Genomic DNA, 21,530 nt, shown 5'->3' with positions numbered 1-21,530 from the left:
ATATGCAGGTCTCTACGCAGGAAGCGTGATCGGGGAGGCGGCCTTTGCCATCTTGCCTTCGAAGACAATATCGAGGAATTCGTTCAGCCAGGCTTTCAGCGGCGCGTCGAACAGCATGCGGCCTTCGAGGTGTTCGCGGCCCTGCTGGGCGTTCGGCAGAATGAAGCGATGCGCGCCATGCACCACCCAGCGGTGCATCATCACCCGGGTCAATTCGGCGTGGAACTGCAGGCCCCAGGCGTTACCGTCGTAGCGGAAGGCCTGGTTCGGATAAGCATCGCCTTCGGCCAGAAGGTGGGCGCCGTGCGGCAGCTCGAAGCCCTCGCGATGGAAATGATAGACCATCTTCGGCCAGTGCATCAGCAGGCGGCCTTTCTCGGTCGGGCGCAGCGGGTACCAGCCGATCTCCGTCGAGCCGTCGGTATTCGGCTGCACCTTGCCACCGAGATGGTGCACCAGCATCTGCGCGCCGAGACAGATGCCGAGGTAAGGGCGTTTTTCCCGCAGCGGAACGTCGATCCAGCCGATTTCCTTCTTGACGAAGTCATCGGGATCATTGGCGCTCATCGGCCCGCCGAAGACGACGGCGCCGGCATGGTCTTCGAGCGTCGCCGGAAGCGGCTCGCCGAGAACCGGGCGACGGATATCGAGGCGGTAGCCCTTTTCGACAAGCAATTGGCCGACACGGCCGGGGCTCGACCGCTCCTGATGCAGGACAATGAGGATCGGGCGCCGGTCGCGGTTGGGGTTTTGCTCAGTCGGTGTCATCTTGCGCAACCCGGACATCTGTGACCCTGGCGGCGGCCTCCTGCCGCTTCTGGATGCGCTCGCGCGAGGAGACGCCGAGCAGATCGGCGATGCGCCAGATCACATGGTCTTCCATTTCGCTGCGTTCGCCGTCGGCATAGACGATGTCCCAGAGAATGCCGATCAGCTCCAGCCGTTGCTCGGTATTGAGATGGCGTTTCAAGTCGGCGGTGAAGCGATAATAGTCGACGGCGGTGCTTTCGGCCTCAAGGCCGGCGGCGATCAGTGCATCGAGCTGCTTGCCGTCGAGTGCATACTGCTCCTTCAACAGCTTGCGCAGCCGCTTCTTCTCGCTGGCTTTGATCTGACCGTCGGCCTCCATGACCTGCATACAGAGTGCCGCCACCGCGATGCGCGGATCATCGGGGGCAAAGCCTTTCTTCGGGTGGTCGGCGGTAAGATTCTGGAAGAATGCCTGAAAGCGTTCGAACATGCGGTTTTCGTTCCATTTCAGAAAAGGCGGAGCCGGGTCTTGGGTTCCTGTTCCACCCTGGGATCGCGAACGCCGGGATCATCCGGCCGGCCGCCAAAGAAAGGTTTTGTCTCGCCCGGTGCGGGCGCTTTTTCGCTGACGGATTCGGCGGGCTTCGGTTTTGCCGGTGCCGGCGTCGGGCGTGCCGCCTCGGCAATCGTCGCGGCGCGTTCCAGTTCGATGATGCGATGGTCGTTGACCGGGCTTTCCGGCCTGACGTCGCGCAGCGGCGGCAGTGTCTTCAAAGCGGTTTCGATCGAGGCGGGCGCCGAGCCGTCCTCGAGCCGACCTTCGACCTGGCCGAACGGCGCCTTCCATTCGAAGGCGTCCAGGCGGCCGGTCACCGGCGATACCGGCAGCCATTTGTCGGATACGAAGCCGTCTGCCACCCAGGCCGGATCGCGCGGTGCCTTGAGCGCCTGGGCCAGCCAATGGCGCACCCGGCCCTGGTCGCCAGTTTCGGCTTCTTCGATGTCGGCCAACAGCAGGAAGGCGGCTTCACGCGGCTGCATGCGCGCTGCCGCTTCCGCCTTGGCGCGAGCCTTGGCGAATTCCTGCGCGTCGAGCGCTGCCTGGGCGACGACGAGAAGGGATTCGACGTTGTTCGGGCGCAGCCCTTCCAGCCGTTCGGCGCGCTTCAGCCGGTCGAGCGTGGAATCACCACTGCGGGCCCTGACATAAGCTTGGCCGATCTCAGGATGCGGTGCCGATTTCCATGCCTGTTCGAGGATCGAGGCGGCCTTGCGCACACCGCCTTCGCGAAACAGCGCCTTGGCGGCAATAAGGGCTGCCGGAATGAAATCGGCGGCGAGCTTCAGTGCCTGCAACGCGTCGTCGCGGGCACCGGTCGGATTGTTTTCGAGCATTTCGCCGGCGCGCGCCGTCAGCAGGACGGCGTGCAGACGGTTGGCTTCGGCCTTTTCGACGACGCGGGCGGCCTTCTGTTGTTCGAGGAGGCCGATGGCATCGTCCCAGCGGCCGGCCTGGCTGCGATACTCGAGAGTCGCCTGTGCGGCCCAGGGCAGATAAGGCGCGTTGTCGGCAGCCTTTTCGGCATATTGGCGGGCGGCCTCGTTGGCCCCGAGACGGCGCGCCTCCAGATAAAGGCCGCGCAGGCCGAGTTCGCGTGTCTCGGGATCGTTGGCCATCGCCTCGAACTTGGCGCGTGCCTCATCATGGCGGCCCTCGATCAGGGCCGCCTGGGCTTCGAGCAGGTTGATCAGCGGCTCCTGGTCGGCGCGGATGAGACCGCGTGAGCGGGCGGCCATCTTGCGGGCAAGTAGCGCATTGCCGGCGCCGGCGGCGATCAGCCCGGTCGACAGCGCCTGATAACCACGGTCGCGCTTGCGGGCGCGGAAATAACGCGTCACCGAATGCGGCGAGGTCCAGACCAGGCGGACGAACCACCAGCCGATCATCACGGCGGCGATCAGAGCGATGATCGCACTGGCAGCGACGATCAGCTTCGTCTGGTAGATCTGGCCCTCCCAGATCAGCGAGAGGTCTCCGGGACGATCGGCGAGCCAGGAGAAGCCATAGGCGAGAAGCAGCACGAAGAGGGCGAAGACGACAAGGCGGATCAGCATGGTCTCATCCCTCCTTGCCGGTGCCGGAAACCGCTTTCGACAGCGCCCCGCCGACCAGTTCCTCGACGCGGATACGCGCGTCGAGAGATTGCTTGAAGGCGGTGGAAGCCTGTTTGCCGGGAGCCGGCAGGTTATTCCATTCGGCAGTAGCGCCCGGCAGGTCGCCGATCTTCACTTTATCCTCCAGGCGGGCGGCGACGGCTTCGACGCTTTCGCCCTCGATATTGCCGACGGGACGGACACTCACCAGCGACTTGGCGCTCGACATCAACCGGTCCGACCAGCTCTCGTTCGGATCCGGCTGGTTGACGGCTTCGACGATCGCGGTGGCGACATCTGGAACCTGACGCACGAGTTCAGCGCGCGAGGGAATGCCGGTCTCGGCAAAGGCGCGCAGGTCAGCGACCGCAGGATCGTCGGGTGCGACACCGGCGAAGGTATCGAGTTCGGCCAGGAACGGCCCACCGCGATCGATCGCGGCCTTGAGGGCGGCAGCTGCGATCGCCCGGGCAACGGCGACATCCTCGCGCGGCGCGTTCAGCTTCTTTTCGGCCTCTTCGAGGCGCTTGGCGATATCGGCGCCGCTCGTCGTCTGCTGCTCGGAAGATTGGGAAAGTGTGGCGCGCAACTGGTCGACCTGACCGGTCAGTTCCGCAATCTTCTGGTTGAGTGACTCGACATTTGCCGAATTGGCCGGTGCGGCGGCTACCGGGGCCTTCGCAGCCGTTTCCAGCGCGGCGACGCGCTGCTCAAGCGCACCGTCATCCGTGCTCGCCGGATTGGCGGCAAGGTTGGCGACGGCCTGTTTCAGTCCGTCGATCTCGCCGGAAAGATCGGCAGTCTGCGGTGAGGTCGTCTGCGGCGCGGAAGAGCCGCCCGGGAGGTAACCGGCATATTGGATGGCGCCGGCGCCAAGCAGCGCCACGAGGCCGCCGACGATGCCGGCGGCAATGAGACCGGAGGTGGCGGCGCTCTTCGGCGCGGGCTGTTCGGCAGGCGTGAAGGAAGGTTCCGGGGCTACCGGTTCCTCCTCCGGCGCATCCATCGCCGGTTTCTCTTCATATTCGGCATGCGACTCAGTGTCGGTTTCGGGCGGCGGGCCGACATCGGCGGTGCTGTCGGCATCGCCGGTTTCATGGTCCACCGGTTTTTCGGTATCGGCTGCGGAGGCGAATTCCTGTGCATCGAGGTCGATCGTGACCGGCTCGTCGGCGCTCTTCGAATGGCGTGGCGGGTTTCCCGATACCATGAGGTCCTCTTTATCCTGCATTGCAACGAAACTAGACAGTGATGCCAGTTAAGGGAAGAGGTTAGATCAAATTTGGGCGGCTAAAGCCTTCAAAGCAGCGACAAAAGGCTTTTCTCATCCGTCATTGGCGAAATCATTACGCTTTTTCTCAGAGCCGCGGGAATCGCTTCCGCCACCGCTTCGCTGAGGCAGATAAGGCGGATTCCGCTCTCTTCCGGCAGGGCCGATCGCAGTTCCGGCACGCGAAAGAAATCCTCGGCCGTCTGCCGGGAATAGAAGAGTATGACCTCCGGCCTCCGGCCTGAGAAAATCGCTCCGATCTCTGCCGGGCCGGGGGCGACCGGCTGCATGCGATAACATTCGGCGACGGAAAAGCGGATGCCGCGTTGGCGCAATCCTGCTTCGAAAGTTTCGGCGCGCGGCAAGCCGGCAAGATAGAGCAGGCGGTCGGCTCCCTGCGCCGCGGCGAGATCGACGAAATCGCCGACGAGATCGGCGAGATCGCGGCCGTTGCCCTTGGATGAAGCGACCGATCGGAAGCCGAGCTTGCGCGCTTCTTCCGCCGTCGTCTCGCCGACGGCGAAAAGCGGGCGGGCAAGATGCGGACGAAGCTGCTCTTCGAGAGCGGCAACGACCCTGATAGCTTCGGCGCTGGTCACTGCGATTGCGCCGCTGGTTCTAGCCAGCGCGGCTGCGGCTGCAGCGCTGTCGTGCAGCGGCCGACGCAGAGGCAGCAGCAGCGGCTCGTGGCCCATATCGCGCAGACGTTGTGCGGTTTTCGTCGCCGAATGCGCGGGGCGGGTGACGAGCACGCGCATGGCCGCGTCAGTGCCAATCGTCGAAAAAGGCGCTGCCGGCCCTTGCTCGAACGTCCTGGCCGGCGCGGGTGCCGAGGGCTGCCGCATCGCGGCGGTGGCCGTCGGTCGTCACCGCATGCTGGCTGCGGCCGTCAGGCGTGATGATAAGGCCGGAAAAGCGGATCAGGTCGCCTTCGCAGACCGCATAACCGCCGATCGGCGTGCGGCACGAGCCGTCGAGAGCGGCGAGAAAGGCACGTTCGCAGGAGACGGCATCGAAGGTCGGCGCGTCGTTGACCGGTGCCAGCAGATCGTCGATCCTGGTATCACCGATGCGGCTTTCGATGCAGATCGCTCCCTGCGCCGGCGCCGGCGGGAAGGTGTCGGGATCGAGGATATCGGTCAGCACCTCGACCTTGCCAAGGCGCTTCAGGCCGGCAAGCGCCAGCAGGGTCGCATCGACCTGACCCTCTTCGAGCTTGCGCAGGCGCGTTTCGACCGAGCCGCGGAAGGTGACGACGTTGATATCCGGCCGCATGCGGCGGATCAGCGCCTGACGGCGCAGCGACGAGGAACCGACGGTGGCGCCATGCGGCAGGTCGATCAGTTTGCGCGCGGTACGGCCGATGACGGCGTCGCGGATATCTTCGCGCGGCAGATAGGTGGAGAGATAAAGCCCCTCGGGAAGCTTCGTCGGCATGTCCTTGGTGGAGTGCACGGCGAAATCCAGCGCGCCGGCAACGAGCTTCTGTTCGAGTTCCTCGGTGAAGAGGCCCTTGCCGCCGATCTCGGCCAGCGAACGGTCGGTGATGCGATCGCCCTTGGTCGTCAGCACGACGATCTCGAACATGTCCTCGGGTAGATGATGCGCCGCCATCAGCCTGTCGCGGGCCTCATGCGCCTGGGCAAGCGCCAGCGGGCTGCCTCGCGTGCCGATCCGGAAAGGTTTTGTTTGCATCCGCTCTATTCCGTTGTTACCGGAGTTCTCGTAAACGGGTTTCCATCCCATCGCAATCAACGAACAGGCTTCATGGTTCCCTTTCTGCGCATCCTTGGCATCGAAACGAGCTGCGACGAGACCGCCGCCGCCGTCGTCGAGCGCGATGCGGAGGGGCGTTCCAACGTGCTGTCGGATATCGTGCTTTCCCAGCTCGACGAGCATAGCGCCTATGGCGGCGTGGTGCCGGAAATCGCCGCGCGCGCCCATGTCGAGGCGCTGGACGAGCTGATCGAGGAGGCGCTGAAGCGCGCCAATGTGTCGCTGGCCGATATCGACGCCATTGCCGCCACGTCGGGGCCGGGGCTGATCGGCGGGCTGCTGGTGGGGTTGATGACCGGCAAGGCGATCGCCAGAGCCGCCGGCAAACCGCTTTATGCGGTCAACCATCTCGAAGGCCATGCGCTGACGGCGCGGCTGACGGACGGGCTCTCCTTTCCCTATCTGATGCTGCTCGTCTCCGGCGGCCATACCCAGCTCATCCTGGTGCGCGGCGTCGGAGAGTATGAGCGCTGGGGCACGACGATCGACGATGCACTCGGCGAAGCCTTCGACAAGACGGCAAAGCTGCTGGGCCTGCCCTATCCCGGCGGCCCGGCGGTGGAACGGATGGCGCGGAACGGCAATGCCGATCGCTTCGCTTTTCCGCGACCACTGGTCGGCGAGGCACGGCTCGATTTCTCCTTCTCCGGGCTGAAGACGGCGGTGCGGCAGGCGGCGCAGGATATCGCGCCGCTCAGCGATCAGGATGTGGCGGATATCTGCGCGTCGTTTCAGAAGGCGATTTCGCGCACGCTGAAGGACCGCATCGGCCGCGGCCTGCAGCGGTTCAAGACGGAATTTGCGGCGGCATTCTCAGCGACTGGCCCAGCGACTGGCGAGAAGCCGGCACTGGTCGTTGCCGGCGGTGTCGCTGCCAATCTCGAACTGCGCGGCACGCTGCAGGCGCTATGCGACAAGAACGGCTTCCGCTTCATCGCGCCGCCGCTGCACCTCTGCACCGACAATGCGGTGATGATTGCCTGGGCAGGACTGGAGCGGATGGCGACCGGAGCCGCGCCGGATGCGCTCGACGTCCAGCCGCGTTCACGCTGGCCGCTCGATTCCCATGCGCAAACGCTGATCGGTTTCGGAAAGAGAGGGGCCAAGGCATGAGCGAAAACATCGCCGTCGTCGGATCTGGGGCTTTCGGCACGGCGCTCGCCACCGTCATCGCCCTTGCCGGCCGTAGCGCGGTGACGCTCGTCGGGCGCAATCCGTCGCTGATGGCCGATCTGAAGGCCGAACGGCTGCATGATGCGGTGCTGCCCGGCATCTCTCTGCCCGATACGCTGAAATTTGCCGCCGAGGCGGAGGCAATCGCCGGCGCCTCCATCGTGCTTTTTGCGATGCCGTCGCAGGCGCAGTCCGATGCGGCGCGGCAATACGGCCCCTATCTTTCCAAGGATGCCGTTGTCGTCACCTGCGCTAAGGGCATCGAGCGGGCGACCGGCAATCTTCTGACCGACATGCTGGAACGGGAACTGCCGGATCATTCCGTCGCCGTGCTCTCCGGCCCGGGTTTTGCCGCCGATATTGCCAAGGGCCTGCCGACGGCGATGGCGATCGCGGCTGATGACATGGAGATCGCGGAGCGGCTTGCACAGGCGATTTCCGGCCGGACCTTTCGGCTCTACGCCTCCAACGACCGCATCGGTGTACAGCTCGGCGGCGCGCTGAAGAATGTGCTGGCGATCGCCTGCGGCATCGTCGAAGGCGGCGGCATCGGCGATTCCGCCCGTGCGGCGCTGATTGCGCGCGGGCTTGCGGAAATGTCGCGCTTCGTCGTCGCCAAGGGCGGGCAGGCCGATACGGTGCGCGGGCTTTCCGGCCTCGGCGATCTGGTACTGACGGCGACGAGCCATCAATCGCGCAACCTGCGCTTCGGCATCGCGCTCGGGCGCGGCGAAAAGGCCGATCCGCTGCAGGGCGCGCTGGTGGAAGGTGCGCTTGCCGCCTCCGTCGCCTCGCGGCTTGCCGCAGAGCTTGCGGTCAGCATGCCGATCACCGACGCCGTTTCCGCCATTATCGACGGCAGGCTCGATATATCAGAGGCGATAGAGCAGCTGATGACGCGCCCGATCACCACCGAATAGGAGACAGACATGCTTTTCGCCCTTCTCTGCAAGGACAAGCCGGGACATTTGAACGTGCGCATGGAGACGCGTCCGACACATGTCGAGTATCTGAACGGCCTGAATGCCGATGGCACATTGAAGATCGCCGGCCCGTTTCTCGATGACGACGGCAAAGCCTGCGGCAGCCTGATCGTCGTCGAAGCTGAATCGAAGGAGGCAGCGCGTGCGCTTGCCGATGCCGATCCTTATGCCAAGGCCGGACTGTTCGAAAGCGTCGACGTCAAGGCCTTCAACTGGGTCTTCAACAAACCGGAGGCTTGAGCATGGCGCACTGGCTCTACAAATCCGAACCCGCCTCCTGGTCGTGGGAGCAACAGAAGGCTGCCGGCGAAAAGGGCACGGAATGGACCGGTGTCCGCAACTATCTGGCGCGCAACAACATGCGGGCGATGCAGATCGCCGACAAAGGGTTTTTCTATCATTCCAATGACGGGCTCGAAGTCGTCGGCATCGTCGAAGTCTCAGCGCTGTCGCAGCCCGATTCCACCGCCAAGGGCGACCCGAAGTGGGATTGCGTCCACATTCGCGCCGTCATGGACATGCCGAAGCCGGTGACGCTGAAGGATGTCAAGGCGAGCGAGAAGCTCGCCAAGATGGCGCTCGTCACCTCGATGCGGCTTTCGGTGCAGCCGGTGACGGAAGAGGAATATCTCGAAGTCTGCCGCATGGGCGGACTGGACAATCCGCCGCGTTGAAGACCGATCCGGAAGCCTTCATCCGCGCCAATACCAGCCCGATGCCGCCGCCGCATGTGCCGGAGATTTCACTCTATCTGGCGAGCGAGGCGCATGATCTGTGGCTGAAGACGGAGGAGGAACTGGAAGCGATCGGCCTGCCGCCGCCCTTCTGGGCTTTTGCCTGGGCGGGCGGCCAAGGACTGGCGCGCTACATTCTCGATCATCCGGAGGTGGTGCGCGGCAAACGGGTGCTGGATTTCGCCAGCGGTTCCGGTCTTGTCGGCATAGCGGCTGCTATGGCCGGTGCCCGGGAGGTCACCGCCAATGATATCGATCCCTGGGCGGAGGCGGCAGTCCGGCTGAATGGCGGGGCTAATGATGTTTCGCTCGGCTTTAGCGGCGCCGATCTGATCGGGCAGGCCGTCGAGGCGGATATCGTGCTTGCCGGCGATGTCTTCTACGACGGCGCTTTTGCCGATGCACTCGTTCCCTGGTTCGCGAAGCTGGCGGACCAGGGAAAGCCGGTGCTGGTCGGCGATCCCGGACGCAGCTACCTGCCTCGGGATCGGCTGGAATTCTGCGCAGCCTATGAGGTGCCTGTGACGCGGGCGCTGGAGGACAGCGAAATCAAGAAGACGACGGTGTGGCGCTTCGTTTCCTAAGTCGGATCGACATTCAGGATTCGATCATTCGCGATCGCCCGGACAAAAAGACGTCAGCCGGCGATCAAAGCGGCTTCATACACCATCGTCGCGGCGGCAAGATCAGCCAACGCCGTTCCGACTGCCTTGTAGAGAGTGATTTCATCGTTGGACGCCCGCGCTGGACTATCCCGACGACACAGCTCGTCAAGTGTCGCACGCACCGCATCCGTAGAAATGACGCCGGCCCTCATCGGCTGAACCAGATCGCCTGCTTCGTGAAGGGCTTCGTGAGTGTCGATATAGACCGATGAGCGCCGAAGCGCCTCGTCATCGGCCTCGCGCATCGCCGGGGTGAAGCCGCCGATCAGATCGACATGGGTGCCCGGCCGTAGCCATTCGCCCCGGATAAGCGGTGCCGTCGCCAGCGTCGCTGCGCTGACGATATCGGCTTGCCGCGCCGCGGTTTCCAGATTCGTAACGGCAGTGGCCTGGAGCCCCTTTTGCCGGAGGCTCTGCACCAGCCGTTCCGCACTGGCGGGATCGATATCCCAGATATCGACATGCGCGATCGGCCGGACGGCGCGGTAGGCATCGGGTATGAGGCTCGCGACGCGACCTGCGCCGATCACCAGCAGACGGCGTGCGTCCTGTCGGGCAAGATAGTCCGCAGCAAGGGCCGATGCCGCTACCGTGCGGCGCGTGGTGATCGTGTTTCCGTCAAGTAGCGCAAGCTGCATCCCGGTCCGGCCATCATAGAGCATGTAAGTCGAGGTCAAACCGGGAATGCCGCGTACCGTGTTGCCGGGAAAGACGGTAACGATCTTGATGCCAAGGTAGCGCTCCGACCGGTGCGTTTCATGCCAGGCCGGCATCAGAAGCAGCGTCGCATCCGGCTCGCCGCTATTGGCTATCGTGTGGTGATGCCGTACCGGCACAACACAGCCTTCGGCAAATGCTTGCCGCAGGGTCGCGACCAGCGCGCCGAATGGTAGGAACTCGCCGGTTGTCTGGGCATCGAGAAGACGGATTTGTGTGTCGGTCATTGAAGCGATCTCTCAGTAAGTTTTGACTGCTGGATAAAGCGAGTTCTGTGTGACTGAACGAGAGCAGCGCCTGAGCCGCGTCGCTGCTCGCGGCGCGCTATCTTTTCAACCGGGATCGGCTCTTTGGACACTCCGTTGCGATCGGAATGCGGAGCAACTCGGCACCGCTCAGCCAAACGCAGCTTTCTTCTCCAGAATTCTGGCGTATTGCGTAAGCGGATAGCACAGGGCGAAGAAGATCAACGCGACGAGACCGTAGACCTTGAAAGGTTCGAAGGTCGCGTTGTTGATGGCGTTCGCGGTTTTCAGCAGTTCTTCGAAGCCGAGGATCGAGGCCAGTGCGGTGCTCTTGATCAACTGGACCAAGAACCCGACAGTCGGCGCGCGCGTGATCCGGAAAGCCTGCGGCAGGATGACAAGGCGAAGTTCGAGGAGACGATGCAAGCCCAGGCTGGCTGCGGCGTCCCATTGCCCGCGCGGCACCGCCTCGACGCCGCTCCGCCAGATTTCCGCAAGATAAGCGCTAGCATAGAACGTCAGGCCGCAGACGGCGGCGGTCCATGACTCGATCCGGAAGCCGACCATCGGCAGGCCGAAAAACATCAAAAAGAGCTGCATGAGGAGCGGCGTTCCCTGAAACAGGGCAATGTAGCCGGACGCGAAGCTGCGCGACCAGCGGGTTTTCGATATCCGTGCAGACAGGATCGCCAATCCAACGATGGCGCCGCCGGCAAAGGCTGCGAGCGAAAGCAGCAGGGTCCAGCGTGTCGCGAAGACAAGATTGCGCAGAATGTCCCAGAAGGTGAACTCAATCATGCCAGACCGGCTCCCAGAAAACGGCGTTTCCCGGCGAAAAGGAGCCGGCGAAGTGCGGCGGACATCGAAAGGTAGATCAACGTCGCCACCAGATAGGTCTCGAAGGAACGGAAAGTGCGCGACTGAAGCAGATCGGCCTCCTGCGCCAGCTCGCGGACTGATATTTGCGAAACCACCGCCGATTCCAGCATCATGATGATGATCTGGCTCGTCAACGCCGGGAAAATGATGGCAATCGCTTGCGGCATGATGATTTTGAAGAACACCAGCCGGGGCCTCAGGCCGAGTGCCTGCGCAGCCTCCTTCTGGCCTCTCGGTATGGCATCGAGCCCGGCCCCGACCACCTCGATCGTGTAGGCCGCCATATTGAGGGTCATGGCAAGAACTGCGGCAGAGATCGGATCGAGGCGAATGCCGAGGCTGGGCAAGCCAAAGAAGATGAAGAACAGCTGCACCAGGAATGGCGTATTACGCATGACTTCCACATACAGGCCGACGACCTTGCGCAACCATGGATAAGGTCCCCGGCGCGCGGCCGCGCCGAGAATGCTGAGAACGATCCCTAGGACCGATGTGGAGGCCGTCAGTGCAAGCGTCGTGCCTGCGCCATAAACCAGAGCTCCCATTCCGTCCCAAAGCCAATTGAAATCGAGGCTGTATCTCATCGTTTGTCCTTTGGAGCCGGATGATCTGGGCCGGGTCGGCCCGAAATCTCGATCCGCCTCTCAATCAAAGAATTGGAGCATGACTCCACCGGAATCGCTTACAGCTTTCGGCATCACGCTCTGGCGAGTGGGAGGCCGTCCTCGTCAGTCCTTCAGGTTTTCAGGGTTGAGCGGCGCTTTCAGCCAGCTCTTCGAGCTTGCGTCGAGAGAACCATCGGAGATCATTGCGGCGACGCTGTCATTGACAGCCTTCTTCAGGCCTTCCTCGCCCTTGCGGAGCGCGATGTGCGAGGGGGAGCTAAGGAGCTGGAACTTCTGCTCCGGCTTCAGCGCGTCCTGTCGTGCCAGAACCTGCGCACCGACATCATTGCCGACGACCATCAACTGGGTCTGGCCGGATATGAAGGCCTGGATGACCGAATTGTAGTTCTCGAAACGCTGGATCGCAGCCGAGCTAGGGGCGGCGGCCGTCAGCGACGTGTCTTCGAGCGTCCCACGATTGACGGCAACGGTCTTGTCGACAAGGTCTTCCTTGCCGCTCACCTTCAGCGCAGCCGGACCGATGACGGCGATATAGTAGGGGGCGTACGGGGCGGCAAAATCGATAACCTCGGCACGCTCCTTCGAATAGCCGACGCTCATCAGCAGGTCGACGCGATCGTCGTTCAGGTAGGCGATCCTGTTCTGGCCAGTAACGCTCACGAGATTGAGTTTCACGCCGAGGCCGTCGGCGATCTTCTGGGCGACGTCGACGTCATAGCCCTTGATGCTCATATCGGCGCTTGCCGAAGAGAAGGGCGGGAAATCGGAGAAGATGCCGATGTTAATCTCGCCTGCGGCTTTGATATCGGCAAGTTCGTCGGCCTGCGCGGCCCCTGCAAGGATGCCGAACACGGCAATTGCCGCGGTGGCGGTGTAGCGCAATTTCATAAGAGCAGTCATGTCGTTCCCCTTTTTGAGACGTGTTGTGCGGCAGGTGATGGATGGCAGCGGGCACGAGGCACGCTGCCGTTGTGGAGTTGATTCTCAGGTCACCTTTGTCCTGACAGCGGGACTGAACATCGCGAGGCACAGGAGTTCGAACAGGACCTGCGCGGCGATCTGCGCGGTGTTGGTGGTGTTGTCGTATTGCGGCGCGATTTCCACGACGTCGCCGCCGATGAGGTTGATGCCTTTGAAGCCACGCAGTAGGCTCAGAACCTCCCTCGGCTGAAGCCCGCCGACTTCTGGCGTGCCAGTTCCCGGAGCGAAGGCCGGATCGAGGCTGTCCACGTCGAAACTGAGATAGGTTGGACCAGCGCCGACAACCTCGAGAGCCTTTGCGACCACAGCCTTGAGGCCCATCTCCGCCACCTCTTCCGCGTGGATGACGGTCATGCCGGAGGCAAAGGAGAACTCCCAGAGATATTCGCCGCCGCCGCGGATGCCGATCTGGATCGTACGCTTCGGATCGAGCACGCCCGCCAGAACCGCCTCGCGGAAGGGCGCGCCGTGGTGGAACTTAGAGCCCTCATAGGGACCAGCGGTGTCGCAATGAGCGTCGATGTGGATCATGCCTACCGGCTGGCTGGCCGCCAGGCCCTTGAGAATGGCGCCGGAGATCGAATGGTCGCCGCCGACCGACAGCGGGATAACCCCGGTTGCCGCGATCATCCGGTAGCAGGCCTCGATGTCGGCATGGCACTCGGCCAGGTCGAACCGGCTGCGCATCGGCACGTCGCCGACATCGGCGACTGTTAGCCCTCCCATTGGCGCGACTCGCAGAACATGCTCGTAGGGGCCCACACGCTCGATCGCCCGGACGGCCCGCGGCCCCAGCCGCGCGCCGGCGCGATTGGTGACGCCGAGATCCATCGGCACGCCGATCAGAGCTATGTCAAGCGCCTCAAGGACCTCGGGCTGCAAGCCGTTCTCGATGAAACGGGCGTCCAGAAAGGTCGCAGGATCGGCGAAGGGCCATTTGCGGCTGTCGCCGTCCTTGAATACGCTCGCCGCCACGGCGCGGAAGTGCGGATCTTCCATCTCACCGCCTGCAGCGCTGCCGAAGCGCTTTCTCAAGTCTTCCAGAAAATCTCGGTCAATGGTCAAGGCAGGCTCCCGCGGTATTGATGCTGCCATCATCATCGGCGCCACCCGCTTCTCTTGGAACCGCGAAAATTCGAGAGGGGATATAACGATTCTTGATAGCTCGGATCCGCCAAGGCTCCGCGATGCGGGTAGTGCGTTCATCGGGATATTCAGAAAACTTTATAACCCGGCGAGAATTTTCCCACTACCGCGGTTGGCAACCTCCAAGCAGTCTCCGATGCGAACGGTCCAGCAGAGGGCCGACAACAAAGGGGACCTACCATGTTGCACGATATGACACGCCGCCGTTTCCTCGGATCCGCCGCTGCCGCGGGGATTGCCGGCACGATGACCGGGTTTGCGAGATCCGCCGCAGCCGGCAGCGGCAATCTCACCGCCGTTGAATGGGGCGGCGATGTCGTCGAAGCCATGAAGCAGATCGCCGCCGACCAGAATGCGGCGACGTTCAACTGGGTTCTTCATCAGGGCGGCGCGGGCGCGATCCTGCCAAAGATCAAGGCCGTCTGGCCGAATGTCGACTACGACTATGTCGCCGGCTGGGAAGGCTCATTCAACAGTATGGTGAAGGAAGATTGGCTCGAGACCATCAATCCTGCCGATGTTCCCAACCTTGCGAATATTCCCGAGAAAATCATCATTCGTGATGGCAAGGGCAATATCAAAGCGGTCCCACGCGCAGTTGGCGGCATGTATTTTGGATCCCGAACCGACACGGCTCCGATCGCTGTGAAGACCATCGATGATCTGCTCAGCCCCGATCTTAAGGGCGCGATCTGCTGGCCGGGCCCGACACAGAGCATGATGCTCCAGATTGTCGCGCTCGCCCTTCACGCTGGCGGCAGTGAAACGAATATGGAACCCGGGTGGAAGCTCATGAAGGAATTGGCGAAATCCGGCAATATCGGCCGCGTCGCCATCACCGATATCGATTTCACAAATTCGCTGACGTCGGGCGAGACCTCCGTCGGCTTCTTTGCTGAGCCCGGCTGGGCGGCCGTGGCGAAGAACTTCCCGGTTACTCGTTTCACCAAGGACACCAACTTCAGGGCCTTCCTCTACCAGAGCGGTTTCGGCGTACTGAAGAATAGATCGAACACCAAGGCAACGCTCGATTTCGTCAACTTCGCAATCAGCCCGGACATGAATTCGCTCTACGCCAAGGTGGCGGGCGAAGCGCCGTTGAACAGCAAGGCGCTCACGCCCGACAATCTCAAGCATCTGTCCTTCACGTCGGACGAGTTTTCGAGCTTCGTCTATGTGCCGGACTACAATGTCGTTCTCGAACAGCAGGATGCCTGGTCCAAACGCTGGGAACAGGACATCGCCCCGTTGCTCTAAGGCACCTCGCGGCAGGTTATCGAAGGCGCGACGCGGGCTTCGATAACCTCCCTTTCTCGTGGCCCGTAAGGGCGAGGAAAAGGCTGTTCCACCATGACCAAAGCAAAGCGGCAACCCGTTGCCATTTCTATTCCTGATCGCCGAGATGCGGCACTGACGCTCGGGCCAGCCCTCCTGGTGTTCGCATTCGGTTTTCTGTCACCGTTAATCAATCTGGCAATCGAAAGCTTGAAGGAGTTTACGCCGGGGCGCGTCGGCTCCGTTGAAAATGCCGCGGCAACGGTCCAAAACTATTACGAGCTTGCAAACCAGGCGTTTGCGAGTGTCCTGATGACGACCTTCTGGATCGGTGGAGTTGCCGCGATCATCGGTCAGCTTGTGGCATTCCCGCTGGCCTACTTTATCGTGCGGCGCATTTCCCCGCGGATGCGCGCGCTCACCCTCGGCTTTTTGATTACGCTTGTTCTATCCAGCGTCCTGATCAAGACATACGCGATCGAACTGACCTTCGGGTCGGTCGGCATCTTCCGACCCCTCCTCCTGACACTTGGCTTTTCGCCCAACAGCCGCGAATATATTAATATCGTCGTTACTGCGGGTCTGGTTCACTCGATTATACCGGTCGCAACGCTCACGCTGATTGGCGCGATGCAATCGATCGATCCGCGTCTGCTCGATGCAGCCCAGTCGCTCGGCGCGCCGGGATGGAAAGCCCATCTGTCGATCACACTTCCCCTGAGTTTCCCGGCTCTGATCTCAAGCACGCTTGTCTCGCTGACTTTCGCGATCAGCGCCTTCGTCATTCCCATGGTGCTCGGGAGGGGCCGGGTGCTTTTCATATCGAACGTCATCTACACCCGGTTCAGCGATATCGCCAACTATCCGAGCGGCGCGGCGATCTCGCTCGTCATGCTTGCCGCAGCCTTGGCGGTCGTCGCTGTCATAACGTTTGCGCAGGCCTGGAAGGTTTCCCGATGAGCAGACAGTCTCTTGCAGCGCGAACCGGAGACCGGATCGCCGTTTCCCTCGCCTACGGTGTCATCGGCCTTGGATTGGCGTTCCTCGCCATCCCGTTGGCGATAACATGCCTCATGGCTTTCGACGCCAGGACCTACCTCGGTCCACTGCCGCCACCTGCCTTGTCGCTTCACTGGTTCGAACGGCTCGTCTCCCAGGCGGATATCCTTACCAGCCTACGCACCAGCCTCATTTTGGCGGTACTCACGACGGTTCTGTCCGTCACGGTCGGAACTGCGGCGGCTGTCGGCCTTGCCCGGGGCAATTTTCCAGGAAAGGCAGCGCTGACTTCGGCCTTTCTCTCGCCACTCATCGTTCCGCCGGTCGTCATTGGATTCGGCCTCCTGCTTTTCCTTTCCAAGGCCGGTATTACAAATGGTATGGCGCGCCTGCTTCTCGGCCACGTGATCGTGACGTTGCCCTATTGCATAAGGACCAGTCTCGCCAGCCTTCTCGGCAGCGACCAACGATTGACGGAAGCCGCAATGGTTCTCGGCGCCACCGAGCGCCAGGCCTTCTGGACCATTACCCTGCCGCTCATGCGGACGGGCGTTGTCACCGGTGCGATCTTCGCCTTCGCAATTTCTATAGATGACGTATCGATCAGTCTCTTTCTGAGCGATCCGTCCGCAACGACCTTGCCTGTTACGCTGGTCAGCAACATGCGCGCGGCTTTCGATCTGACGATCGCTGCGGCGGCCGTGGTCCTGATTGCCGTCACCGCGTTGCTGATCGTTGTGCTGGACCGTGTCGTCGGCTTCGACACTGTCGTCGGCCAGGGTTTGTTTCGTTCATGAGGACAATACGATGATTTCTGCCGTGGAATTTCAAGGGGTCAGCAAGCGCTTCGGCGAAACGGTCGCCCTCGGTAATGTCTCCTTCTCGGTGAACCCAGGTGAAACAATCGCACTGCTTGGACCGAGCGGTTGCGGCAAGACCACCATTCTTCGGCTCATTGCCGGGTTCGAGCGCCCCGACAAAGGCTCGATCTTGATCGACGGCGAGCCGATGGCCGGATTGAAACCCTATGAGCGCAATGTCGGGCTGCTGTTCCAGCACTACGCTCTTTTCCCGCATATGACCGTCGAACAGAACATCGGCTATGGACTTCGCCATCGCAACCACCCGCCGGGGCAAATACCTCGCCGCATTGCCGAGATGCTCGAGCTCGTCCGACTCGTCGGTTTCGGACAGCGGCGGCCGCACCAGTTGAGCGGCGGCCAGCAGCAGCGTGTTGCGCTTGCGCGGGCGCTCGCCACCCATCCAAGCCTTGTTCTTCTGGATGAACCCCTGTCGGCCCTCGACGCCAAACTTCGCCATGAGCTGCGCACCGAATTGAAAGATGTGCTCGCCGCGGTCGGCTCGACCGCGATCGTGGTAACCCACGACCAGGAGGAGGCGATGAGCCTGGGAGAGCGCATATTCGTGATGAACCATGGAGCAATCATGCAATCCGGCAGGCCGGATGATGTGTATTGGCGTCCAGACTCGCGTTTCGTCGCGGATTTCATGGGGCGGACGAATTGGATTCGTGGCTCGATTTCGGCCGCAGGCGGAACGGCTCGCAAGTTTCGTTCCGAATCCGGCTGGGAGTTTCCGGTCGCGTCCGCCGGAAGCCTTTCAGGTGCCGCCGAGATTTGCGTGAGGCCGGAAAACGTCGAGATATCATCCGGTGTTCCGGGTGCCGGGGCGGCCATGCCCGGACGCATTGCCGACGTTGTGACACTCGGTGCCTTCAGGCATATCGTTCTGGACCTCGTCAGTGGCGACCGCATAATCTCGGCTTGCCCGAACCGTCCAGACATAGCCTTCGCGCGAGGGCAGGCGATCAGCGTTTCCATTCTCCCCGAGGCATGCGTTCTCTTCGCGCGATAAACTGTTATTGACGGGGCGCAGCTTGCACTGCGCCCCGGCTAAGGATCGCCAGTTGCCGGAAGAACATGGTTCGTCCAATATCCGCTTATAGGCAGAGAGGCCCTCAGCACTCGAGCGCCCCAAACTATGGAATGCGGCTTCTGATGCTTGATCTTGATTCCTATCTGCTTCGTGCATTTCTGACCGTCGCGGAGATCGGCACCGTCAATGGAGCTGCCGTCAAGCTGAATAGAACGCAGGCGGCCGTAAGCATGCAGATCCGCAAGCTGGAGGAGCTTGTTGGTGTTACGCTGTTTTCGCGTTCGTCAAAAGGCCTCGAGCTCACGAGCCATGGGCAGATCATGCTGGCTTATGCCCGCGAAATGGTCGCCCTCAGCGACGAGGTCGAGAAAAGGCTGACAGGCAGGATGATCGAGGACCGCATTCGCCTCGGCGTCGTTGAGGACTTCGCAGCTGGCCACCTGATCGACATTCTTAGTGACTTCAGAGCCCAGAACCCGAAGGTCGAGATCGACATCATTGTCGAGCCGAATCGCCGCCTCGCCAGCCTGTTTGAAGACAGGAAGCTGGATCTGGTGGTTTGCGACATCACCTGCCTCTCACGAAAACCGAACCTGATCTGGACCGAATATTTGATGTGGACGGTCAGATCCGACTTTGTGGCGGACGCGGAAAAACCGCTTCCCATCATTATGTTCGAGGAGGAGTGTCCCTGGACGCTTCCGACGCTTGCGGCTCTGTCCCAGCGGAACATCAAGTGGAAGACGGCATGCGTCGCATCGACGCTCGTGGCCATGGCGACCGCGGTTCGCGTCGGTATTGGTATCGCGCCAATGATGCTCACGACAAAACCGGAGGGCTGCCGGACACTTGACCGATCGGCGGATCTGCCCGGTCCGGTGCGCATCGAGATCGGTCTGTATGCTCAGTCCGAGACGGCCGAAGGCGCGCGCTACCTTGTGGACTTCATTTCGCGGCATACGGCCATATTGTCCAGCTAGAGCCTTTCCTGGTCAGATTGAAGCATTCTGCCGGAGCAGGTTTTCGTCAGGGCAGAGGCGATTGGCGGGGGGCATACCCCTTGGTACGTCCGAGCCGTTCGCCTCTGATCCAGGCTAGAGATGCCCGGCCCACCAGACGCATCGCTTCAGCCAACAGAATGATTCAATCTGGAAAGGCTCTAGGAGCGTTCAGCTTCCATTATATCGGGTCAATTTAAATCCCTCTACCGGAATGGCGAGCGAAGCCCCACAGTGATCGGAAGGGTCGACGGCCCAATCTCAAGCATTCATGGAAGTCTGCGAATACGATAATGGGGCAAGCCAAAGTTGACGAAACTCTCCTCGCAAATGCCGCCTATCTGCCCGGCCAGGTCGCAAACCTCACGAGGGGAGCGAGCGTGACGGCGCAAACCAACGAAATATTGGAGCGCATCAATGACATGCTGCTACGCGAAGGTACCGACAAGTCAGAGATCATTCTCGCCAACATTTGGCTCAGGGACCTTGCCTCATTCGAGGAAATGAACAGAGCCTGGGATGCTTGGATGCCGGATAGCGGAACGCCACGGCGGGCAACGTTTGAGGACAAGAATCTCCCGCCGATGTGCGCCATCCGTATTGACATAGCCGCGTCGCGAAAGAGTGAGGCCGGGCAAATTTGAGCCGCCCGCGTTCGTCATCATGCTTTAAGGTCGGATGACGCAGACATTGGCCTCATAGGCGCAGGGATCGTCCTGCACTGCAATATCGATAACCTTCGCCTTCGGTGCCAGTTGCTCAGGCCGTGCTGTGGGATAGAAACCATAGCCGTCGCCGCCGACATAGGTTCCGCCATCAGCCTGATAGACATAGGAAGAGCCGGCATAGGTGTCGCCGCCGTCATAACCCAGGGGCTCGGGTGAGACGATGACGAAATTGCTGCGCCCGACGCGATTGGTCGCCGCCGATGAAAACTGCTTCAGGAACGGCATCCTGTCTCTGCCGGCCCGACGGCCATAAGCATGATCGAAACGGATACCGCGATCGCGCCAGTTCACGCGTTCGCCGAGAAACAATCCGCCGTGGAAAGCGTGACGATGGCCGGGAAAGCGATGATCGTTATGCCGGTCGCCGGCCGCGGCCGGGAATGCGGCAAGCGCAGACAGGGCAAGCAGGGTGACTGCGGACAGGTTGCGAAACATGGATGCTGGCCTCCGGAATTCCGATCGTTAACAAATCGTTAACGCCAGATTGCGCCAAAAGCCGAAGCTTGTCCATTCGGGCTGCAGAATCGGCACAAATATTGAGCGGAAAAGACCAGTTTCTTTAGCCTGCAAACTTCCAGGTGACGCGAATCGATTAAATTAAAAGCCGACAGCGATTGTGCTTGTCGTCGGCGTTCCTGGTGATTAAACGTCGCAATTGATGCAACGCACACAGAGAATTTGTCATTCGTGTGGTTGACTGAGCATGCTCCGAAATCCGGGAGCGCAGAAAGCCGCCGCGAGGTTCTGATGGCGAACGTGACAAATAACCGGCCCCTATCGCCGCATCTGCAAATTTACAAACCTATTCCCACCATGGTCATGTCTATCGTCCACCGCATTACCGGTGGCGCGCTCTATGTCGGCACGCTGCTGGTCGCCTGGTGGCTGATCGCAGCGGCCAGCGGCCAGGGTTCCTATGACTGGGCCAACTGGGTGCTCGGCAGCGTTGTCGGTAAGCTCGTGCTGCTCGGCTATACTTGGGCGCTGCTGCACCACATGCTCGGCGGTTTCCGCCACTTCATGTGGGATCTCGGCTACGGCTTCGGGAAAGAATTCTCGACCAAGCTCGCCATCGCCAACATCATCGGGTCGCTCTGTCTGACCGTGCTGGTCTGGGTGATCGGCTTCCTCATTCGCTTCTGAAGGTCCTCTCATGGATATGCGCACCCCCCTCGGCAAGGTTCGCGGGCTCGGCTCCGCCAAGGACGGCACGGACCATTTCTGGCGCCAGCGACTGACGGCCGTCGCCAATGTTCCGCTGATCCTGTTTTTCCTCATCTTCCTGCTCACCTATGCCGGCGCGCCCTATGCTGACGTGGTTCGTGCACTTTCGAACCCTTTCGTCGCGGTCATCATGGGGCTAATGGTGATCTCCGGCGTTATCCATATGAAGCTCGGCATGCAGGTCATCATCGAGGATTACGTGCATGGCGAGTTCGGCAAGATCGCGCTGCTGATGCTGAACACGTTCTTTGCGATCGTGATCGCCGGCCTCTGTCTGTTCGCCATTCTGAAAATCGCATTCGTAGGATAAG

The 21,530-nt window shown here is 61.7% G+C and carries 25 protein-coding genes; 13 read left to right on the top strand and 12 right to left on the bottom strand.

From position 1 onward, the window contains the following. Positions 1-12: 12 nt before the first annotated feature. The 6 genes from J3O30_RS21165 to hemC form a co-directional block, all read right to left on the bottom strand. Complete coding sequence (locus tag J3O30_RS21165; protein ID WP_246762701.1) at positions 13-768, bottom strand: glutamine amidotransferase; 756 nt, start codon at positions 766-768, stop codon at positions 13-15. After that, a complete protein-coding gene (locus J3O30_RS21160; protein WP_207582125.1) occupies positions 755-1,240 on the bottom strand; it encodes a TerB family tellurite resistance protein in 486 nt (161 codons plus the stop codon). The genes J3O30_RS21165 and J3O30_RS21160 overlap by 14 nt, the downstream gene beginning before the upstream one ends. A 17-nt stretch (positions 1,241-1,257) precedes the next feature. Further along, on the bottom strand, positions 1,258-2,865 hold the full coding sequence (locus J3O30_RS21155) for a heme biosynthesis protein HemY (protein WP_207582124.1): 1,608 nt from the start codon (positions 2,863-2,865) through the stop codon (positions 1,258-1,260). A 4-nt stretch (positions 2,866-2,869) separates the two neighbouring features. Then, complete coding sequence (locus J3O30_RS21150; protein ID WP_207582123.1) at positions 2,870-4,135, bottom strand: YbgF trimerization domain-containing protein; 1,266 nt, start codon at positions 4,133-4,135, stop codon at positions 2,870-2,872. A 68-nt stretch (positions 4,136-4,203) separates the two neighbouring features. After that, positions 4,204-4,932 (bottom strand): uroporphyrinogen-III synthase, encoded by a 729-nt coding sequence (locus J3O30_RS21145; RefSeq protein WP_207582122.1) that lies wholly within the window; start codon positions 4,930-4,932, stop codon positions 4,204-4,206. A 7-nt stretch (positions 4,933-4,939) separates the two neighbouring features. After that, positions 4,940-5,869: a hydroxymethylbilane synthase gene (gene hemC / locus J3O30_RS21140; protein WP_207582121.1), complete on the bottom strand. Its 930-nt coding sequence runs from the start codon at positions 5,867-5,869 to the stop codon at positions 4,940-4,942. A 72-nt stretch (positions 5,870-5,941) separates the two neighbouring features. On the opposite strand from hemC, the gene tsaD reads away from it, so the two are divergent. From tsaD to J3O30_RS21115, 5 genes are read left to right on the top strand one after another with little or no spacing between them, the layout of a single operon-like run. Further along, positions 5,942-7,063: a tRNA (adenosine(37)-N6)-threonylcarbamoyltransferase complex transferase subunit TsaD gene (gene tsaD, locus J3O30_RS21135; protein ID WP_207582120.1), complete on the top strand. Its 1,122-nt coding sequence runs from the start codon at positions 5,942-5,944 to the stop codon at positions 7,061-7,063. Continuing rightward, positions 7,060-8,043: an NAD(P)H-dependent glycerol-3-phosphate dehydrogenase gene (locus J3O30_RS21130; RefSeq protein WP_207582119.1), complete on the top strand. Its 984-nt coding sequence runs from the start codon at positions 7,060-7,062 to the stop codon at positions 8,041-8,043. The genes tsaD and J3O30_RS21130 overlap by 4 nt, the downstream gene beginning before the upstream one ends. A 9-nt stretch (positions 8,044-8,052) precedes the next feature. Then, positions 8,053-8,346 carry a YciI-like protein gene (locus tag J3O30_RS21125; RefSeq protein ID WP_207582118.1) on the top strand — a complete coding sequence of 98 codons (294 nt, stop codon included), beginning with the start codon at positions 8,053-8,055 and terminating at the stop codon, positions 8,344-8,346. Between the two features lie 2 nt (positions 8,347-8,348). Next, a complete protein-coding gene (locus J3O30_RS21120) occupies positions 8,349-8,780 on the top strand; it encodes an EVE domain-containing protein (protein WP_207582117.1) in 432 nt (143 codons plus the stop codon). Continuing rightward, on the top strand, positions 8,777-9,424 hold the full coding sequence (locus J3O30_RS21115) for a methyltransferase (protein WP_207582116.1): 648 nt from the start codon (positions 8,777-8,779) through the stop codon (positions 9,422-9,424). The genes J3O30_RS21120 and J3O30_RS21115 overlap by 4 nt, the downstream gene beginning before the upstream one ends. A 53-nt stretch (positions 9,425-9,477) precedes the next feature. Here J3O30_RS21115 and J3O30_RS21110 read toward each other — a convergent pair whose 3' ends face one another. The 5 genes from J3O30_RS21110 to speB all read right to left on the bottom strand — a co-directional run bounded on the left by J3O30_RS21110 (position 9,478) and on the right by speB (position 14,018). After that, positions 9,478-10,449 carry an ornithine cyclodeaminase family protein gene (locus tag J3O30_RS21110; RefSeq protein ID WP_207582115.1) on the bottom strand — a complete coding sequence of 324 codons (972 nt, stop codon included), beginning with the start codon at positions 10,447-10,449 and terminating at the stop codon, positions 9,478-9,480. Positions 10,450-10,617: 168 nt separating this feature from the next. After that, the gene (locus J3O30_RS21105; protein ID WP_207582114.1) at positions 10,618-11,265 is read right to left on the bottom strand and encodes an amino acid ABC transporter permease; all 648 of its coding nucleotides are present in this window, start codon (positions 11,263-11,265) and stop codon (positions 10,618-10,620) included. Beyond that, positions 11,262-11,930, bottom strand: coding sequence for an amino acid ABC transporter permease (locus J3O30_RS21100; protein WP_207582113.1), 669 nt, complete (start codon positions 11,928-11,930; stop codon positions 11,262-11,264). The genes J3O30_RS21105 and J3O30_RS21100 overlap by 4 nt, the downstream gene beginning before the upstream one ends. A 144-nt stretch (positions 11,931-12,074) precedes the next feature. Then, positions 12,075-12,872 carry a transporter substrate-binding domain-containing protein gene (locus J3O30_RS21095; protein ID WP_207582112.1) on the bottom strand — a complete coding sequence of 266 codons (798 nt, stop codon included), beginning with the start codon at positions 12,870-12,872 and terminating at the stop codon, positions 12,075-12,077. A gap of 84 nt (positions 12,873-12,956) precedes the next feature. Further along, on the bottom strand, positions 12,957-14,018 hold the full coding sequence (speB, locus tag J3O30_RS21090) for an agmatinase (RefSeq protein ID WP_207582111.1): 1,062 nt from the start codon (positions 14,016-14,018) through the stop codon (positions 12,957-12,959). Positions 14,019-14,279: 261 nt separating this feature from the next. On the opposite strand from speB, the gene J3O30_RS21085 reads away from it, so the two are divergent. The 6 genes from J3O30_RS21085 (at position 14,280) to J3O30_RS21060 (ending at position 19,911) form a co-directional block, all read left to right on the top strand. After that, on the top strand, positions 14,280-15,356 hold the full coding sequence (locus tag J3O30_RS21085) for an extracellular solute-binding protein (RefSeq protein WP_207582110.1): 1,077 nt from the start codon (positions 14,280-14,282) through the stop codon (positions 15,354-15,356). A 93-nt stretch (positions 15,357-15,449) separates the two neighbouring features. Then, a complete protein-coding gene (locus tag J3O30_RS21080) occupies positions 15,450-16,334 on the top strand; it encodes an ABC transporter permease (protein WP_207582109.1) in 885 nt (294 codons plus the stop codon). Then, the gene (locus J3O30_RS21075; protein ID WP_207582108.1) at positions 16,331-17,170 is read left to right on the top strand and encodes an ABC transporter permease; all 840 of its coding nucleotides are present in this window, start codon (positions 16,331-16,333) and stop codon (positions 17,168-17,170) included. Before J3O30_RS21080 ends, J3O30_RS21075 begins: the two co-directional genes overlap by 4 nt. Before the next feature lie 10 nt (positions 17,171-17,180). Continuing rightward, on the top strand, positions 17,181-18,248 hold the full coding sequence (locus tag J3O30_RS21070; RefSeq protein ID WP_207582107.1) for an ABC transporter ATP-binding protein: 1,068 nt from the start codon (positions 17,181-17,183) through the stop codon (positions 18,246-18,248). Between the two features lie 131 nt (positions 18,249-18,379). Further along, entirely contained in the window at positions 18,380-19,249 is an 870-nt protein-coding gene (locus J3O30_RS21065; RefSeq protein WP_207582106.1) for a LysR substrate-binding domain-containing protein, read from the top strand. Positions 19,250-19,557: 308 nt separating this feature from the next. Next, complete coding sequence (locus tag J3O30_RS21060) at positions 19,558-19,911, top strand: RidA family protein (RefSeq protein ID WP_207584395.1); 354 nt, start codon at positions 19,558-19,560, stop codon at positions 19,909-19,911. A gap of 24 nt (positions 19,912-19,935) precedes the next feature. Here the strand turns inward: J3O30_RS21060 and J3O30_RS21055 are convergent, their stop codons facing one another. Then, positions 19,936-20,430, bottom strand: coding sequence for a hypothetical protein (locus J3O30_RS21055; protein WP_207582105.1), 495 nt, complete (start codon positions 20,428-20,430; stop codon positions 19,936-19,938). A 312-nt stretch (positions 20,431-20,742) separates the two neighbouring features. Between J3O30_RS21055 and sdhC the strand changes: the two genes are divergently transcribed. Both sdhC and sdhD read left to right on the top strand, forming a co-directional pair. Then, complete coding sequence (gene sdhC / locus J3O30_RS21050; RefSeq protein WP_207582104.1) at positions 20,743-21,138, top strand: succinate dehydrogenase, cytochrome b556 subunit; 396 nt, start codon at positions 20,743-20,745, stop codon at positions 21,136-21,138. A gap of 10 nt (positions 21,139-21,148) precedes the next feature. Beyond that, entirely contained in the window at positions 21,149-21,529 is a 381-nt protein-coding gene (gene sdhD, locus J3O30_RS21045) for a succinate dehydrogenase, hydrophobic membrane anchor protein (RefSeq protein WP_007632532.1), read from the top strand. The last annotated feature ends 1 nt before the right edge of the window (position 21,530 follow it).

Source organism: Rhizobium sp. NZLR1 (assembly GCF_017357385.1).
GTDB lineage: Bacteria > Pseudomonadota > Alphaproteobacteria > Rhizobiales > Rhizobiaceae > Rhizobium.
Note: the sequence above shows the minus strand (reverse complement) of the source record. Positions and strands in the feature narration are given on the sequence as shown.

Excerpts from the sequence above, each read along its gene's own strand:
- J3O30_RS21165 (WP_246762701.1), bottom strand. The coding sequence starts at position 768 with ATGACACCGACTGAGCAAAACCCCAACCGCGACCGGCGCCCGATCCTC.
- J3O30_RS21160 (WP_207582125.1), bottom strand. The coding sequence starts at position 1,240 with ATGTTCGAACGCTTTCAGGCATTCTTCCAGAATCTTACCGCCGACCAC.
- J3O30_RS21155 (WP_207582124.1), bottom strand. The coding sequence starts at position 2,865 with ATGCTGATCCGCCTTGTCGTCTTCGCCCTCTTCGTGCTGCTTCTCGCC.
- J3O30_RS21150 (WP_207582123.1), bottom strand. The coding sequence starts at position 4,135 with ATGCAGGATAAAGAGGACCTCATGGTATCGGGAAACCCGCCACGCCAT.
- J3O30_RS21145 (WP_207582122.1), bottom strand. The coding sequence starts at position 4,932 with ATGCGCGTGCTCGTCACCCGCCCCGCGCATTCGGCGACGAAAACCGCA.
- hemC (WP_207582121.1), bottom strand. The coding sequence starts at position 5,869 with ATGCAAACAAAACCTTTCCGGATCGGCACGCGAGGCAGCCCGCTGGCG.
- tsaD (WP_207582120.1), top strand. The coding sequence starts at position 5,942 with ATGGTTCCCTTTCTGCGCATCCTTGGCATCGAAACGAGCTGCGACGAG.
- J3O30_RS21130 (WP_207582119.1), top strand. The coding sequence starts at position 7,060 with ATGAGCGAAAACATCGCCGTCGTCGGATCTGGGGCTTTCGGCACGGCG.
- J3O30_RS21125 (WP_207582118.1), top strand. The coding sequence starts at position 8,053 with ATGCTTTTCGCCCTTCTCTGCAAGGACAAGCCGGGACATTTGAACGTG.
- J3O30_RS21120 (WP_207582117.1), top strand. The coding sequence starts at position 8,349 with ATGGCGCACTGGCTCTACAAATCCGAACCCGCCTCCTGGTCGTGGGAG.
- J3O30_RS21110 (WP_207582115.1), bottom strand. The coding sequence starts at position 10,449 with ATGACCGACACACAAATCCGTCTTCTCGATGCCCAGACAACCGGCGAG.
- J3O30_RS21105 (WP_207582114.1), bottom strand. The coding sequence starts at position 11,265 with ATGATTGAGTTCACCTTCTGGGACATTCTGCGCAATCTTGTCTTCGCG.
- J3O30_RS21100 (WP_207582113.1), bottom strand. The coding sequence starts at position 11,930 with ATGAGATACAGCCTCGATTTCAATTGGCTTTGGGACGGAATGGGAGCT.
- J3O30_RS21095 (WP_207582112.1), bottom strand. The coding sequence starts at position 12,872 with ATGACTGCTCTTATGAAATTGCGCTACACCGCCACCGCGGCAATTGCC.
- J3O30_RS21085 (WP_207582110.1), top strand. The coding sequence starts at position 14,280 with ATGTTGCACGATATGACACGCCGCCGTTTCCTCGGATCCGCCGCTGCC.
- J3O30_RS21080 (WP_207582109.1), top strand. The coding sequence starts at position 15,450 with ATGACCAAAGCAAAGCGGCAACCCGTTGCCATTTCTATTCCTGATCGC.
- J3O30_RS21075 (WP_207582108.1), top strand. The coding sequence starts at position 16,331 with ATGAGCAGACAGTCTCTTGCAGCGCGAACCGGAGACCGGATCGCCGTT.
- J3O30_RS21070 (WP_207582107.1), top strand. The coding sequence starts at position 17,181 with ATGATTTCTGCCGTGGAATTTCAAGGGGTCAGCAAGCGCTTCGGCGAA.
- J3O30_RS21065 (WP_207582106.1), top strand. The coding sequence starts at position 18,380 with ATGCGGCTTCTGATGCTTGATCTTGATTCCTATCTGCTTCGTGCATTT.
- J3O30_RS21055 (WP_207582105.1), bottom strand. The coding sequence starts at position 20,430 with ATGTTTCGCAACCTGTCCGCAGTCACCCTGCTTGCCCTGTCTGCGCTT.
- sdhC (WP_207582104.1), top strand. The coding sequence starts at position 20,743 with ATGGCGAACGTGACAAATAACCGGCCCCTATCGCCGCATCTGCAAATT.
- sdhD (WP_007632532.1), top strand. The coding sequence starts at position 21,149 with ATGGATATGCGCACCCCCCTCGGCAAGGTTCGCGGGCTCGGCTCCGCC.